The following is a 15,288-nucleotide window of genomic DNA, read 5'->3' as shown; positions in this document are numbered from 1 at the left end:
CTGTGGAGAACCGTTTGTCCACAGCCTGACGGTGCCTGTAGCCAAAATGTGCCGACGACCGAACAATCGGTAGGTGAGGCGGGTCACATCCGTGGCGCGCCCGAAGCCGTCTCCCACGAGGAGGTGCCGTCATGACGGTGATGGAGCAGCGAGGTGCGTACCGCCCTACGCCGCCGCCCGCCTGGCAGCCCCGTACCGACCCCGCGCCGCTGCTGCCCGACGCGGCTCCGTACCGCGTCCTCGGCACCGAGGCGGCGGCGCAGGCGGATCCCGGGCTGTTGCGCCGGCTGTACGCGCAGCTGGTGCGCGGGCGCCGGTACAACGCGCAGGCCACCGCTCTCACCAAGCAGGGCCGGCTAGCCGTGTACCCCTCCAGCGTCGGCCAGGAGGCCTGCGAGGTGGCCGCCGCGCTCGTCCTGGAGGACCGCGACTGGCTCTTCCCCAGCTACCGGGACACGCTCGCCGTGGTCGCCCGGGGTGTGGACCCCGTACAGGCGCTGACGCTGCTGCGCGGTGACTGGCACACCGGCTACAACCCGCGTGAACACCGGGTGGCACCGCTGTGCACCCCGCTCGCGACGCAGCTGCCGCACGCCGTCGGGCTCGCGCACGCCGCCCGTCTCAAGGGCGACGACGTGGTCGCGCTGGCGATGGTCGGTGACGGCGGCACCAGTGAGGGCGACTTCCACGAGGCGCTGAACTTCGCCGCCGTGTGGCAGGCGCCGGTCGTCTTCCTGGTCCAGAACAACGGCTTCGCGATCTCCGTGCCCCTCGCCAAGCAGACCGCCGCCCCGTCGCTGGCCCACAAGGCCGTCGGCTACGGGATGCCGGGCCGCCTGGTCGACGGCAACGACGCGGTCGCCATGTACGACGTCCTGAGCGAGGCCGTACGCCACGCGCGCGCGGGTGGTGGTCCCACGCTCGTCGAGGCGGTGACCTATCGGGTGGAGGCGCACACCAACGCCGACGACGACAAGCGCTACCGGGCCGACTCCGAGGTCGCCGCCTGGCGCGAGCACGACCCGATCGACCTCCTGGAACAGGAGCTCACCGCGCGCGGGCTGCTCGACGAGGACGGCATCAGGGCCGCGCGCGACGACGCCGAGGCACTCGCCGCCGACCTGCGCGCCCGGATGAACCAGGACCCGGTGCTCGACCCCATGGACCTGTTCGCCCAGGTGTACGCCGAGCCCACCCCCCAACTGCGCGAGCAGCGGGCCCAGTTGCGGGCCGAGCTCGAGGCCGAGGCGGAGGGGTCGCACTGATGACCACCGTCGCCCTCAAACCCGCCACCATGGCGCAGGCCCTCACGCGCGCGATGCGCGACGCCATGGCCGCCGACCCCACCGTGCACGTCATGGGTGAGGACGTCGGCACCCTCGGCGGGGTCTTCCGGGTCACCGACGGGCTCGCCAAGGAGTTCGGCGAGGACCGCTGCACCGACACCCCGCTGGCCGAGGCCGGCATCCTCGGTGCGGCCGTCGGCATGGCCATGTACGGCCTGCGCCCGGTCGTCGAGATGCAGTTCGACGCGTTCGCCTATCCCGCGTTCGAGCAGCTGATCTCGCACGTCTCCCGGATGCGCAACCGCACGCGCGGGGCCATGCCCCTGCCGATCACCGTCCGGGTGCCCTATGGGGGCGGCATCGGCGGCGTCGAACACCACAGCGACTCCTCCGAGGCCTACTACATGGCGACCCCGGGCCTCCATGTCGTCACGCCCGCCACGGTCGCCGACGCGTACGGCCTGCTGCGGGCCGCCATCGCCTCCGACGACCCGGTGGTCTTCCTGGAGCCCAAGCGCCTGTACTGGTCGAAGGACTCCTGGAACCCGGACGAGCCGTCGGCCGTTGAACCGATAGGACGCGCGGTGGTGCGGCGCCCCGGCCGCAGCGCCACGCTCATCACGTACGGGCCGTCCCTGCCAGTCTGCCTGGAGGCGGCTCGGGCGGCGGAGGCGGAGGGCTGGGACCTGGAGGTCGTCGACCTGCGTTCCCTGGTCCCGTTCGACGACGAGACGGTGTGCGCCTCGGTACGCCGGACCGGGCGGGCCCTGGTCGTCCACGAGTCGGGCGGTTTCGGCGGCCCCGGCGGGGAGATCGCGGCCCGCGTCACGGAGCGCTGCTTCCATCATCTGGAGGCGCCGGTGCTGCGCGTCGCCGGATTTGACATCCCGTACCCGCCGCCGATGCTGGAGCGGCATCACCTGCCCGGCGTCGACCGTGTCCTGGACGCCGTGGGACGGCTGCAGTGGGAGGCGGAACGCTGATGGCACAGGTACTGGAGTTCAGGCTCCCCGACCTCGGCGAGGGACTCACCGGGGCGCTGATCGTGCGCTGGCTGGTCGAGGTCGGCGAGGTCGTCGCCGTCGACCAGCCGGTCGTCGAGGTCGAGACGGCCAAGGCGATGGTCGACGTGCCGTGTCCGTACGGCGGTGTCGTCACCGCCCGCTTCGGCGAGGAGGGCACCGAACTGCCCGTCGGGGCACCCCTGGTGACGGTCGCGGTCGGGACACCGGCCCACTCCGACCCGGCCGGTGACGCGGCCCAGGGCTCCGGCAACGTGCTGGTGGGGTACGGGACTTCCGAGGCGCCCGCGCGGCGGCGAAGGGTACAGCGGGAACAGACGGCGCCCGCCGCTCCGGTGGCCCTCAAGAGCACGGACGTGCAGGCCCCCGCCCCCGCCCGGGGCGACGGTCCCGTTCCGGTCATCTCGCCGCTCGTGCGCAGGCTCGCCCGCGAGAACGGCCTGGATCTGCGGGAGTTGGCGGGCTCCGGGCCCAACGGACTGATTCTGCGCGCCGACGTGGAGCGCGCCCTGTACGGCGGCGCCACGCGGACCGAGTCCCCGGCCCCGACCGCTGGTCCGGTGCCCGCGGCGCACCCCACCTCCGCCCCCACCGAGGGCACGCGTGTCCCTCTCAAGGGCATCCGTGGTGCCGTCGCCGACAAGCTCTCCCGCAGTCGGCGCGAGATCCCGGACGCGACCTGCTGGGTGGACGCCGACGCGACGGAACTGATGCACGCGCGCGTGCACATGAACGGCGGCGGGGGCCCGAAGATCTCCCTCCTCGCCCTGCTCGCCCGTATCTGCACGGCCGCCCTCGCCCGCTATCCCGACCTGAACTCCACGGTCGACCTGGAGGCCAGGGAGATCGTCCGGCTCGACCGCGTCCACCTCGGCTTCGCCGCCCAGACCGAACGCGGGCTCGTCGTCCCCGTCGTACGGGACGCGCACACCAGGAACGCCGAGGCCCTGAGTGCGGAGATCGCGCGGCTGACCGAAGCGGCCAGGGCCGGCACGCTCACGCCCGCCGAACTCACCGGCGGCACCTTCACGTTGAACAACTACGGCGTGTTCGGCGTCGACGGCTCCACGCCGATCATCAACCACCCCGAGGCGGCCATGCTCGGCGTCGGCCGGATCGTGCCCAAGCCGTGGGTGCATGAGGGCGAACTGGCGGTGCGCCAGGTCGTCCAGCTGTCGCTCACCTTCGACCACCGGGTGTGCGACGGCGGCACGGCGGGCGGTTTCCTGCGCTATGTGGCGGACTGTGTCGAACAACCGGCGGTGCTGCTGCGCACGCTGTGATCAGGGTGGCGCGCACAGATTCCCTGTGATCGGCGGCGGCCCGCATACTCGGAGGGTGACCGCCTACGAGCCCCAGCCCACAGGGACCCCCGGCGCCGACGGCTACGACGCCGTCGTGCTCGCGGGCGGGGCCGCCCGGCGGCTCGGCGGCGCAGACAAGCCCGGCGTACGGGTGGGCGGGCGCGCGCTGCTCGACCGGGTGCTCGCCGCCTGCGCCGACGCCGGCACCACCGTGGTCGTGGCCGGCCCCCGGCCCACCGCACGGCCCGTCACCTGGGCGCACGAGGACCCGCCGGGCGGCGGACCCGTCGCCGCGCTGGACGCGGGCCTGCGACACACCGACGCCGAGCACGTCGTCGTACTCTCCGCCGATCTCCCGTTCCTCGAACCGGCGACGGTACGACGGCTGCTCGGCGCCCTGCGGACGGGCGGCGCCGAGGGTGCGCTGCTCACCGACACCGGCGGCCGGGACCAGCCGCTCGTGGCCGCGTACCGGGTGTCCGCGCTGCGCCGGGAGCTGGGCGCGCTCACCCACGAACACGGCGGCCTCACCGGTCTGCCGCTGCGCCGGCTGACCGCCGCGCTGGAACTCACCCGTGTGTCCGACCCCGTCGCGTCCTTCGACTGCGACACCTGGGACGACATCGCCGCCGCCAGAGCACGCATCAGGGAGCATGGGCACGTGTTGGACGAATGGATTTCCGCAGCCAAGGACGAACTGGGCATCGACCTGGACGTCGACACCACCCTCCTCCTCGACCTCGCCCGCGACGCCGCGCACGGAGTGGCCAGGCCGGCCGCCCCGCTGACGACGTTCCTCGTCGGATACGCGGCGGGCCGGGCCGGGGGAGGCCCCGAGGTGGTCGCCGAGGCCACCCGCAAGGCCGTCGCCCTCGCGTTGCGCTGGGCCGACGAGGCCGCGGCAGCCGACGCCGAGTCCGGGGCGGGCAAATCCCCAGACAGCGCAGACAGCCCGGACGCCGGATGACCGCCCGCAGCGACCTGGACGACCTCGGCGCCGAGGAGGCGCTCGCCCTCGTGAACGAAGGCAACAACGGCGGTAAGCAGAGCGAGGGGCCGACCCCCGGGGGCGCCGGAGTACCGGCCCCCACAGGGGAGGGCGTCTACGACGTGGAGGCCGACCAGCCGGGCCGCAGCACCAGCGGAGACCTCACACCCACCCCGGCTCCCGCCACCGCACGCCCCCGGGCCACCCCCTGGCCCCAGGCCCGCGCCATCGCCGAGCGCGCCGCCCGCCAGGTTCCCCGTACCGCCTCGGCGCCCGTTTCCGTCCCCCTCGACGCCGCCCTCGGCCTGGTCCTCGCCGCCCCTCTCGCGGCCCTCACAGACCTCCCCTCCTTCGACACGTCCGCGATGGACGGCTGGGCGGTGGCGGGCCCCGGCCCCTGGGATGTGCGTGAGGCCGGTGTGCTCGCCGGGCACGCGCAGCCCGAGCCGCTCACCGACGGCGAAGCGGTACGGATCGCGACGGGCGCCCGCATCCCGCACGACACGACCGCCGTACTGCGCAGCGAGCACGGCCGCACCGACGACAAGGGCCGGCTGCACGCAACCCTCCCCCACTCTCGGCTTCGCTCGAGCGGGGGGACCCCCACGATGAGCCACGGCCAGGACATTCGTCCGCGCGGCCAGGAGTGCCGCTCCGGCGACCAGCTGCTGCCCACCGGCACCTTCGTGACCCCAGCGGTGCTCGGACTCGCGGCGGCCGCCGGGTACGACACCCTCGCCGCGATCCCTCGCCCCCGGGTCGAAGTCCTCGTCCTGGGCGACGAGTTGCTCACCGAGGGGCTGCCGCACGACGGTCTGATCCGGGACGCGCTCGGCCCGATGCTGCCGCCCTGGCTGCGCTCGCTCGGCGCCGACGTCATCGCCGTACGCAGGCTCGGGGACGACGCCGAGGCGCTCTACGAGGCACTGAGGAACTCCCCCGCCGAGATCGTCGTGACCACCGGAGGCACCGCCGCCGGACCTGTCGACCACGTCCACCCCACCCTGCGCCGCCTCGGCGCCGAGCTGCTCGTGAACGGCGTCCAGGTGCGCCCCGGGCATCCCATGCTGCTGGCCCGGTTGAAGGAGAACCAGCACCTCGTCGGGCTGCCCGGCAACCCGCTGGCCGCCGTCTCCGGGCTGCTCACCCTCGCCGAGCCCCTGCTGCGGACCCTCGCGGGACGGGCGGCGCCGGAGCCGTACACGCTGCCGCTCAAGGACGAGGTGCACGGGCATCCGCACGACACCCGGCTCGTTCCCGTCGTCCTACGCGGCGACCGTGCCGTGCCGCTGCACTACAACGGGCCGGCCATGCTGCGCGGTATCGCGGCGGCCGAGGCCCTCGCGGTTGTACCGCCCGGCGGTGCACGCGCCGGTCAGGAACTGGAACTGCTCGACCTGCCCTGGTCGGCAGCCGCCGAAGTCGGGGTGTGTTTCACGTGAAACATTCAGGCTGGAAGGGTCGGAAGGGTCGGAAGATCTCGAACAGTGCCCGCCGCAGTGTCAATGGAGGATGTTTCACGTGAAACTGCCGGGCCATGACGCCATCGCCCGCCAGGCGGACGAGCATCTGGTGACCCATCGGGTGAAACTTCCCCGGACCGTGGTGGAACGGCCGATCCGCCAGGTCGGCAAACGCGTCGCCATGGCCCTGCTGGTGCTGGTGGGGACCGCACTCATCGTCTTCGCCGACCATGACGGCTACAGCGACAACGCCGACGGATCCGTCAGCCTCCTCGACGCCTTCTACTACGCGACCGTCACCCTCTCCACCACCGGATACGGCGACATCGCGCCCGTCAGCGACGCCGCCCGGTTCACCAACATCTTCGTCATCACACCGCTGCGCGTGCTCTTCCTGATCATCCTGGTCGGCACGACTCTCGAAGTCCTCACGGAACGCACACGCGAGGAGTGGCGCCAGAACCGCTGGAGGGCGGCCTTGCGAGAGCACACCGTTGTCATCGGGTTCGGGACCAAGGGACGGTCGGCCGTACAGACCGTCTGTGTCACCGGGCTGAAGAAGGAACAGGTCGTGGTCGTCGACCCCAGTGCCAAGGCCGTGGACGCGGCCACCGCCGAGGGGTATGCCGGAGTGGTCGGCGACGCCACACGCAGCGACGTACTGCTGCGGGCCGAAGTGCAGAAGGCGCGGCAGATCATCATCGCCACCCAGCGCGACGACACGGCCGTCCTCGTCACCCTGACGGCCCGGCAGCTCAACCGCACGGCGAAGATCGTGGCCGCCGTGCGCGAGGAGGAGAACGCGCCGCTGCTCAAACAGTCCGGCGCCGATGCCGTCATCACGAGTGCGAGCGCGGCCGGGAGGCTGCTCGGGCTGTCCGTGCTCAGTCCCGCCGCCGGCATGGTCATGGAGGACCTCATCCAGCAGGGCAGCGGGCTCGACATCGTCGAACGACCGGTCATAAAGGCCGAGGTGGGCAAGGGGCCCCGAGAGACGGACGACCTCGTCGTGAGTGTCGTACGCGGGCATCGCGTGCTGGGATACGACGATCCGTCCATCGGGGAGCTTCAGGTGGCCGACCGGCTCATCACGATCATGCGGGCGACGCCGGGCGCGCATGTGGCGCCCGACATCCGTCCGATCCGTGACAACTGACGCCTGCTTTCTGCTTCCTGGCTACTTGCGGTTTTGAAGTGCTCTCCCGGCTGAAGCCGGGAGATTCCTGCTTACCTCGCGGTAGCGGGCTTGACGCGCTGCGCGCGCCTGACGACTGCCCTCCCGGCAGCCGGGATGAGCGCGAGGCCCGTCCGGTACAGGTGCAGGACGTTGCGGGCCGCGTTGTGGTCGGCGTTGCCCGACCAGCCGCAGTCCGGGTTCTTGCACACGAACACGGCCTGGGACTCCCGGCTGCCGGGCGTGGTGGAGCCGCACGCCGAGCAGCGTCGGGAGGTGCCGGGGGCAGGGACCTTGACCAAGGTGCCGCCGTGCTGGGCAGTCTTGTACGCCAGCATGGCGACCGTCCGACCCCATGCCTCCTGGCTGATGGAGCGGTTCAGCCCGGACTTCTGGGCGACGTTCTTCCCCGGCTCCTCGACGGTGCCCCTGGCGGACTTGACCATGTTCGTGATGGTGAGTGCTTCGACCACGACCGTGCCGTACTGCTTGGCGATGGCGGTGGTCGCCTGGTGCTGCCAGTCCAGGGCCCGGCGCTTGGCTTTCGCGCGCAGGCCTGCGATCTGGTCGTAGGTGCGGTGCAGCCGGCGGCTGGTGCGCTCGCCGGGCCTGCGATGCCGCTTACGCCGTGCGGCACGCTGCTCCAAGTGCAGGAGCCTGGCCTTCTCCTTGCCGGTCAGCCATGCGCCGTGCTCGTACGTTTCGCCGTCCGAAAGGGCGAGCGACACGGTGACGCCCACGTCGATGCCGACATCCGGCCCGGTGTGGGGCTCGGGCTTGACCTCCAGGGCCTGAACACGGAAGGCGAGGTGCCAGCCGAGCGCGTCCTTGACCAGCCGTGCCCCGGTGATCCGGTTCTCCGCGCCCGCACCCTTGCCGACCGGAAGGTCTTTGGTCCAGCGGAAGCGGACCCGGCCCACCTTGGGAATGTTGACCATGCCCCAGCGCCGGTGTACGCGGGTGATGTTCAGGTCCCGGCCCTGCGGAATGTCCACGGACATCACCGTGCGGATGCGGCCCTTGAAGTTCGGGGCGTCTGCGCGGCCCTCCCAGCAGTTCTTCCACGCCTGGAAGTACGTCTTGAGCACCGCTTGCGCCGCTTGGGCGGGCAGGACCGCAAGGAAGCCGATGTCCTGGCGGGCTTGCCGGATCGCGGCGTCCGCGTGTGCGAGAGTCCGCTCTTCCTTCGGCATCATCCGCCACCACGCGTGCAGCAGGTTCCACATCGTGCGGGCCGCGTGCGCCTGATCATCCGCTGCGCGAACCCCGGCAGGAGACAGCGCAAGCCGGGCACGGTGCCCGAACTGCCGCTTGACCAGGGTGTATTTACTCACAAGTCGAGAACCTAGCATTGGTTTATGTCACCGCGCTGGAACCCTCATCCCGATGTCAGAACCGGTCGCCATGTTGTCTACAACCTGCACGTTCACTTGGTTTTCGTCACCAAATACCGGCGGAACGCGTTCACCGACGCCATGCTGACCCGCACCGAAGAGATCATGCGGGAGGTCTGCGCCGACTTCGAGGCCGAGCTGAAAGAGTTCAACGGCGAACAGGACCACGTCCACCTGCCTGTCACTACCCGCCCAAAGTCCAGCTCTCCAAGCTGGTCAACTCCCTCAAGGGCGTCAGCTCCCGCAGGCTCCGCCAGGAATACGACAGCCACGTCCGCCGGTACCTGTGGGGCGGACACTTCTGGTCCGGTTCCTACTTCGCCGGATCGTGCGGCGGGGCACCCCTGACCGTTGTCAAGCAGTACATCGAGAACCAGCAGCGACCCACCTGACCGTCACCACGGACGCGCAGAGAACTCCGGCGCTTCGCGCCTCCGCACCAAGGATGCGCCTCACCCCCCGCCCTGAAGGACGGAGCACTGCGCAAGATCAGAGGTAGAGCCGCATCGTCACGGGGCCGAAGACCAGCACCAGCAGGCCCGCCCACCCCAGCGACCAGGCGATCTCGGCGGCCGGCCACTCGCCGACCATCAGCTCCCGTACCGCCGACGACACATGGGTGATCGGGCTGTTGTTGACGAAGGCCTGGAGCCAGCCGGGCATGGTGCTCGGGTCGACGAAGACGTTCGCTCTGTCCACGGTCTCTCCGTCGGACCGGGACCGCACCCCGATTTCGCCGGGGCGCGGAGTAGCGTCCCCTCATGCTTGCGATCACGATTCCCGAACCCGGAGGGCCCGAGGCGCTGGTGTGGGCCGAGGTCCCCGATCCCGTGCCCGGCGAGGGCGAGGTGCTGGTCGAGGTGGTGGCCGGCGCCGTCAACCGTGCCGACATCCTGCAACGCCAGGGCTTCTACAACCCGCCGCCCGGCGCCTCCCCGTACCCCGGACTGGAATGTTCCGGCCGGATCGCCGAGGTCGGGCCCGGAGTGTCCGGCTGGTCCGTCGGCGACGAGGTGTGCGCGCTGCTCGCGGGCGGCGGATACGCCCAGAAGGTGGCCGTGCCGGCCGGGCAGCTGCTGCCCGTGCCCGAAGGCATCGACCTGAAGCGGGCGGCGGCGCTGCCCGAGGTGGCCTGCACGGTCTGGTCGAACGTCTTCATGATCTCCCACCTCCGCTCCGGCGAGACCTTCCTCGTGCACGGCGGCTCCAGCGGCATCGGCACCATGGCCATCCAGCTCGCCAAGGCGCTCGGCGCCAGGGTCGCCGTGACGGCCGGGACGAAGGAGAAGCTCGACCGGTGCGCCGAGCTGGGCGCCGACATCCTCGTCAACTACCGCGAGCAGGACTTCGTCGAGGAGCTGAAGCAGGCCACCGGCGGCGCCGGTGCCGACGTAATCCTCGACAACATGGGCGCCAAGTACCTGGACCGCAACGTCCGCGCCCTCGCCGTCAACGGACGGCTCGCGATCATCGGTATGCAGGGCGGCGTCAAGGCCGAACTGAACATCGGCGCGCTCCTCACCAAGCGGGCCGCGATCAGCGCGACCTCGCTGCGCGCCCGTCCGCTCGCCGAGAAGACGGCGATCGTGGCCGCCGTGCGCGAACACGTCTGGCCGCTGCTCGACGCCGGTCATGTCCGGCCGGTCGTCGACCGCGAGTTCCCGATGAGCGACGCGGCGGCGGCCCACCGGCTGGTGGAGGAGAGCGGGCACGTGGGGAAGGTGCTGCTGGTCGTCCCGTAGCAGGGCGTCCTCACCGGTCACGTCCTGCGTACGCGCAGCCGCAGCGCCAGGAAGGCGAGGCCCAGGCCGAGGCCGATCAGGACCAGCCCGCTGCCGAGCGGCAGTATCCGCAGCACCGGCCCGGAGACCGTGCCGGGCCGGGCGGCGGGATCCCCCGGCTCGTCCGGGACGGAGGTGGGCTCGGGGACGGGGGCGGCCTCCTCGTACGCCGCCTCGTCGGGCGGCGCGGACTCCCGCCGCCCGGGGCGCTCCCGCCCCTCGCCCGCCAGGCTCCCGGCCCGGGAGGCGTCGGGGGCGGGCCGGGCGACGTGCGAGGCGTAGTACGGCGGTGTCGTGCCGTGCGGGGATGCGGCGAGCGTGGAGGCCGCGAGGGCCAGCAGGGTGCCGCAGGTACGCAGGGTGCGGAGCCATGGAGTCATGTCGGTGGCCTCCTCCTGCTGCGGAGTCGCCGGTCGCCGGTCACCCGGCCGGGATTCGACGGGATTCGACTGGACCAGCCTCACACGCACCCGCCTGTCCGGCATCCCGGACGGTGAGCCGGGCCGGACCCACCGGCCGACACCGCGGCTCGGTGGGAGAGAATGGCCACATGGAGATGCCGAGGAACGAAAGGTCGCCGGAGAACCCCCAGATCCTGGTCGTTGGCCAGGACGGGATGGCTCTCGGTGGTGGCGGTGACGACGACTCCCGCGAGATCCCGGTGACGGACATGGTGGAGCAGCCCGCCAAGGTCATGAGGATCGGCAGCATGATCAAGCAGTTGCTGGAGGAGGTGCGCGCGGCCCCTCTCGACGAGGCGAGCCGGGTCCGGCTCAAGGAGATCCACGCCAGCTCGGTGAAGGAGCTGGAGGACGGTCTGGCGCCGGAGCTGGTCGACGAGCTGGAGCGTCTGTCCCTGCCGTTCACGGACGAGGCGATTCCCAGCGACGCCGAACTGCGGATCGCGCAGGCCCAGTTGGTGGGCTGGCTGGAGGGCCTCTTCCACGGGATCCAGACCGCCCTGTTCGCCCAGCAGATGGCCGCACGGGCCCAGCTGGAGCAGATGCGCCGCGCGCTGCCCCCGGGTGTCGGCGGCCACGAGGGCGATGACGACCCGCGGACAGGTGGACGTACGGGCGGGCCGTACCTCTAGTCCGCCAGTCCGCCCCAGATCTCATGGAGTGGGGCCCGGTGGCCGACCGACCGGCTGCCGGGCCCCACTCCATGAACAACCGCTGATCAGGACGGCGGGTAGCCCGTCGACACCTTCAGCTCGATCACCGGCATGTCCTCCGGGTCGACGTCCTCGCCCGCGGAGGGGAACTGGTCCATGACCTGGTCCTTGCCGTACGTGTTCTCGGCGTAGGGCGTGGTCTTCATCCGCCAGCCGGCCGCCTGGAAACAGAGCTTGACCGAGGCCAGGTTCTTGTAGCGGAAGTCGGGCAGCTGGATCTTGTCCGGGTCGGTGTACGACTCCCGCGCCTCCGAGCACTCCTCCGCGTCGATCTTCTTGCTCAGGTCCGGCCCCTTGTAGCCCGTTCCCGAGCCCGTTCCCGTCGTCTGCGAGACCGAGGCGCTCGGGGTGCTGCCGCTGCCGGTCCCGCCGCCGTTGTCGGTGTCGTCCCCGCCCAGGTTCAGGGCGAGGATCAGCCCGCCGATGGCGGCGAGCGAGACAAGGATCGAGCCCACGATCACCAGGGTGTTGCTCTTCCGCCCCCCTCCGGAGGCAGGCGGGGGCGTGTGCTGCGGGGCGTACGGGCCGGGCGTCTGGTACGAGGCCTGCTGCGGATAGCCGTACGCCGGAGCCGGTGTCTGCGGGGGCGTGTGCACAGGCGCGTACGCCGGGGGCGGAGTGGGGCCGTAGGGATTCTGAGGGTGCGGGGTCGGCTGGTACGGGGTCTGTACGGGGCCCGGTGCGGGTGGGGTCGCCTGGTCGACCGGCGGGAACACCGCGGAGGCGACGCCCGCGCCGCTCGCCGTGGGGGCGCCAGGGACGATGTTCGGGGCGGCCGGGTGGAGGGAGGCGGCCACGCGCAGGCACTCGTCGCGCATGGCGACGGCGCTCGGGAAACGCTCGTTCGGGTTCTTCTTCAGCGCGCGGGCGACCAGCGCGTCCACCGCCGGGGGCAGTGCGCGGTTGACCGAGGAGGGGGCGACCGGCTGCTCCTGGACGTGCGCGTACGCGATCGCAAGCGGTGAGTCGGCGTTGAACGGCAGCCGTCCGGTGACCAGCTGGAACAGCATGATGCCGACCGAGTAGAGATCGGAGCGGGCGTCCACGGCCCGGCCCAGTGCCTGCTCCGGGGAGAGGTACTGCGGGGTGCCGACGACCATGCCGGTCTGCGTCATCGACGTGACGCCCGACTGCATGGCGCGGGCGATGCCGAAGTCCATGACCTTGACGACACCGCGCTTGGTCGTCATCACGTTGCCCGGCTTGATGTCGCGGTGGACCAGGCCCATCTCGTGGCTGATCTCCAGCGCCGCCAGCACGTCCGCGGTGATCTTCAGCGCCTTGTCGGCGGGCATCGCCCCGAACTGCCGTACGTCCGCGTCGAGCACGGAGCCGAGCGGCTGGCCCTCGACGTACTCCATGACGATGTACGGGGTCATGGTTCCCGCCACATCGTCCTCGCCGGTGTCGAAGACCGAGACGATGTTCGTGTGCGTGAGTTTGGCCACGGCCTGGGCCTCGCGGCGGAACCGTTCACGGAACGCCTGTTCACGGCCCAGTTCGGTGTGCAGCGTCTTGATCGCGACCTGCCGGTCCAGGACCGAGTCGTACGCGAGGTGCACCGAGGCCATGCCGCCCTCGCCGAGGAGGTCGCGCAGCTGGTAGCGCCCGCCGGCGAGCGCGTGCCCCGCATACCGGCCGTGTGCGCCGTCCTGGCTCATGTGTCAGCGTCCCCCGGGCTTCTCCGCAGCCGCACGTGATCGATTGGCTCGTTCCGGGTCAGTCTGCCGGAGGGCCCTGGCACGTCAAGCGCGGTGCCCGTTCCGTGACCGTACGGGTAGGAAGCGTCGCGGAAGCGTTACAGGGGTTGTACGGATGGGGTGCGGAATTTGCACGACGATACCCGCAACGGGTTTGATGGCCGGTCCGCCCGGGACCCGTACCCGGGCTTCTTCCGGAGCTCCTCCGGGATCGCCTCCCGGACCGGAGGCTTGCGCGGAGGCTGTAGCGTGGCCGACGGAGACCGTAACAACACCGCGCGCACCGCGGGCAGAAACGACGGCGAGGACTGATGGCACAGCAGCGCGCTCAGGGCCCGTCCGACCCCGAGGCGGCAGGCGGCGGTATGTCAGACGCGCCTGAGTTGTGGGGTAACGGCGGACTGGTCGGGGACGGCCGGTATCGGCTCACCCACAGACTTGGCCGGGGCGGTATGGCGGAGGTGTTCGCCGCCGAGGACGTGCGTCTGGGGCGGACCGTCGCGGTCAAACTGCTCCGCGCCGATCTCGCCGAGGACCCGATCTCCAAGGCCCGCTTCACACGCGAGGCCCAGTCCGTGGCCGGGCTCAACCACCACTCGATCGTCGCCGTGTACGACTCCGGCGAGGACACGCTGTCCAACGGCGGCTACACCGCGGGCGGCGCCCAGTCCGTCCCGTACATCGTGATGGAGATCGTCGAGGGGCGCACCATCCGCGACCTCCTCATCAACGCCGAGGCGCCGGGGCCCGAGCAGGCCCTGATCATCGTCTCCGGGGTGCTGGAAGCGCTTGCCTATTCGCATCAGCACGGCATCGTGCACCGCGACATCAAGCCCGCCAACGTGATCATCACGCACGGCGGCGCCGTCAAGGTCATGGACTTCGGCATCGCCCGCGCGCTGCACGGGGCGTCGACGACGATGACGCAGACCGGCATGGTCATGGGCACGCCCCAGTACCTCTCGCCGGAGCAGGCCCTCGGCAAGGCCGTCGACCACCGCTCCGACCTGTACGCCACCGGCTGTCTGCTGTACGAACTCCTCGCGCTGCGGCCCCCGTTCACCGGCGAGACCCCGCTGTCCGTGGTCTACCAGCATGTCCAGGACATTCCGGTGCCCCCGTCCCAGGTCTCGGACGGCGCGCCGCCGGAGCTCGACGGGCTCGTCATGCGTTCCCTCGCCAAGGAGCCGGACGACCGCTTCCAGACGGCCGAGGAGATGCGCGGGCTGATCCAGTACGGCCTGCAGATGCTGTACGACCAGGGCAGCCACACCGGCACCTGGAACACCGGGCCCGTCGACATGCACGACGGCCGGAACACCCCCTCGGGGGGCTTCGCGGGCACCGCGGTGATGAACCACCCGGGCGACCACGCCGGTACCACCCAGATTCCCCAGCAGATCCTGCCCGCCGGGTACGGCGGCGGGGACGAAGGCGGCTTCGAGGGACACGGCAACCGGGGCGGCGGCGGCCGGGGCAAGCTGTGGATACTGGCGTTCCTCGCCGTGATCGCCGTCACGGCGGGCGTCGCTCTCGCTCTTCAGGGCGGCAACAAACCGGGCGGCAGCCCCAGCACCACGGAGTCGCCGGCCACCTCGCAGTCCGCGACGACCAAGGCCCCCTCGGCGAGCCCGACCGACGAGGTCTCCGAGGAGCCGTCGAACACCGCCACGGACGACGGCACCGGCTCGGGTTCGGGGTCCTCGAATTGGACGCCCTCGTCCACACCGTCGTACACACCGTCCGTGACCCCGTCCAGCGAGCCGTCGCCCACCCCGTCGGACGTGGAGACGAGCGCGGAGCCCTCGGTGTCGGCGTCGCAGCCGTCGGAGGAGGCGACGCCGTCGGCGGACCCGACCGGCGACGGTGGTGGCGAGGAGGACAGCGGCGGTACGGAGGGCGGCGGGACCACCCCCTGACCCCCTGACCGGCCGACCGCCCCTTCGGGGGAACGAACCGTCGGCCGGTTGACGGAAAGCAGCCTCCACGCGCGCGTGCGGCC

12 protein-coding genes and 2 pseudogenes are annotated in these 15,288 nt (G+C 71.4%); 10 read left to right on the top strand and 4 right to left on the bottom strand.

Features of this window, described 5'->3' with window-relative positions; all coding sequences use genetic code 11:
* The first annotated feature begins 131 nt into the window (after window positions 1-131).
* The 6 genes from pdhA to OG734_RS22630 all read left to right on the top strand — a co-directional run bounded on the left by pdhA (window position 132) and on the right by OG734_RS22630 (window position 7,219).
* Window positions 132-1,265, top strand: a complete 1,134-nt coding sequence (pdhA, locus tag OG734_RS22655) for a pyruvate dehydrogenase (acetyl-transferring) E1 component subunit alpha (protein ID WP_330289349.1) — start codon at window positions 132-134, stop codon at window positions 1,263-1,265.
* Window positions 1,265-2,269 (top strand): alpha-ketoacid dehydrogenase subunit beta, encoded by a 1,005-nt coding sequence (locus OG734_RS22650; protein ID WP_330289348.1) that lies wholly within the window; start codon window positions 1,265-1,267, stop codon window positions 2,267-2,269. The genes pdhA and OG734_RS22650 overlap by 1 nt, the downstream gene beginning before the upstream one ends.
* Entirely contained in the window at window positions 2,269-3,591 is a 1,323-nt protein-coding gene (locus OG734_RS22645) for a dihydrolipoamide acetyltransferase family protein (RefSeq protein WP_330289347.1), read from the top strand. The genes OG734_RS22650 and OG734_RS22645 overlap by 1 nt, the downstream gene beginning before the upstream one ends.
* 55 nt (window positions 3,592-3,646) lie before the next feature.
* Window positions 3,647-4,579 carry an NTP transferase domain-containing protein gene (locus OG734_RS22640; RefSeq protein ID WP_330289346.1) on the top strand — a complete coding sequence of 311 codons (933 nt, stop codon included), beginning with the start codon at window positions 3,647-3,649 and terminating at the stop codon, window positions 4,577-4,579.
* A complete protein-coding gene (locus OG734_RS22635; protein ID WP_330289345.1) occupies window positions 4,576-6,042 on the top strand; it encodes a molybdopterin molybdotransferase MoeA in 1,467 nt (488 codons plus the stop codon). Before OG734_RS22640 ends, OG734_RS22635 begins: the two co-directional genes overlap by 4 nt.
* Before the next feature lie 79 nt (window positions 6,043-6,121).
* A complete protein-coding gene (locus tag OG734_RS22630) occupies window positions 6,122-7,219 on the top strand; it encodes a potassium channel family protein (protein WP_330289344.1) in 1,098 nt (365 codons plus the stop codon).
* A gap of 71 nt (window positions 7,220-7,290) precedes the next feature.
* Here the strand turns inward: OG734_RS22630 and OG734_RS22625 are convergent, their stop codons facing one another.
* Window positions 7,291-8,571 carry an RNA-guided endonuclease InsQ/TnpB family protein gene (locus OG734_RS22625; protein ID WP_330289343.1) on the bottom strand — a complete coding sequence of 427 codons (1,281 nt, stop codon included), beginning with the start codon at window positions 8,569-8,571 and terminating at the stop codon, window positions 7,291-7,293.
* Window positions 8,572-8,595: 24 nt separating this feature from the next.
* Between OG734_RS22625 and tnpA the strand changes: the two are divergent.
* Window positions 8,596-8,948, top strand: a pseudogene (gene tnpA / locus OG734_RS22620) (IS200/IS605 family transposase); the annotation flags it as partial.
* Window positions 8,949-9,120: 172 nt separating this feature from the next.
* Here the strand turns inward: tnpA and OG734_RS22615 are convergent.
* Window positions 9,121-9,321, bottom strand: a pseudogene (locus OG734_RS22615) (ABC transporter permease); the annotation flags it as partial.
* A gap of 71 nt (window positions 9,322-9,392) precedes the next feature.
* Here OG734_RS22615 and OG734_RS22610 point away from each other — a divergent pair.
* Window positions 9,393-10,373, top strand: coding sequence for an NAD(P)H-quinone oxidoreductase (locus OG734_RS22610; RefSeq protein ID WP_330289342.1), 981 nt, complete (start codon window positions 9,393-9,395; stop codon window positions 10,371-10,373).
* 17 nt (window positions 10,374-10,390) lie between these two features.
* Here the strand turns inward: OG734_RS22610 and OG734_RS22605 are convergent, their stop codons facing one another.
* Window positions 10,391-10,792: a hypothetical protein gene (locus OG734_RS22605; protein WP_330289341.1), complete on the bottom strand. Its 402-nt coding sequence runs from the start codon at window positions 10,790-10,792 to the stop codon at window positions 10,391-10,393.
* 170 nt (window positions 10,793-10,962) lie between these two features.
* Here OG734_RS22605 and OG734_RS22600 point away from each other — a divergent pair, with 170 nt between their 5' ends.
* A complete protein-coding gene (locus tag OG734_RS22600; RefSeq protein ID WP_189149520.1) occupies window positions 10,963-11,505 on the top strand; it encodes a bacterial proteasome activator family protein in 543 nt (180 codons plus the stop codon).
* 86 nt (window positions 11,506-11,591) lie between these two features.
* Here OG734_RS22600 and OG734_RS22595 read toward each other — a convergent pair whose 3' ends face one another.
* Window positions 11,592-13,247 (bottom strand): protein kinase domain-containing protein, encoded by a 1,656-nt coding sequence (locus OG734_RS22595; RefSeq protein ID WP_330289340.1) that lies wholly within the window; start codon window positions 13,245-13,247, stop codon window positions 11,592-11,594.
* 347 nt (window positions 13,248-13,594) lie between these two features.
* Here OG734_RS22595 and OG734_RS22590 point away from each other — a divergent pair, with 347 nt between their 5' ends.
* Window positions 13,595-15,205, top strand: coding sequence for a protein kinase domain-containing protein (locus tag OG734_RS22590; RefSeq protein ID WP_330293753.1), 1,611 nt, complete (start codon window positions 13,595-13,597; stop codon window positions 15,203-15,205).
* The last annotated feature ends 83 nt before the right edge of the window (window positions 15,206-15,288 follow it).

The sequence above is a fragment of the Streptomyces sp. NBC_00576 genome (genome assembly GCF_036345175.1).
GTDB lineage: Bacteria > Actinomycetota > Actinomycetes > Streptomycetales > Streptomycetaceae > Streptomyces.
This window is presented reverse-complemented; position numbering and strand designations above follow the sequence as displayed.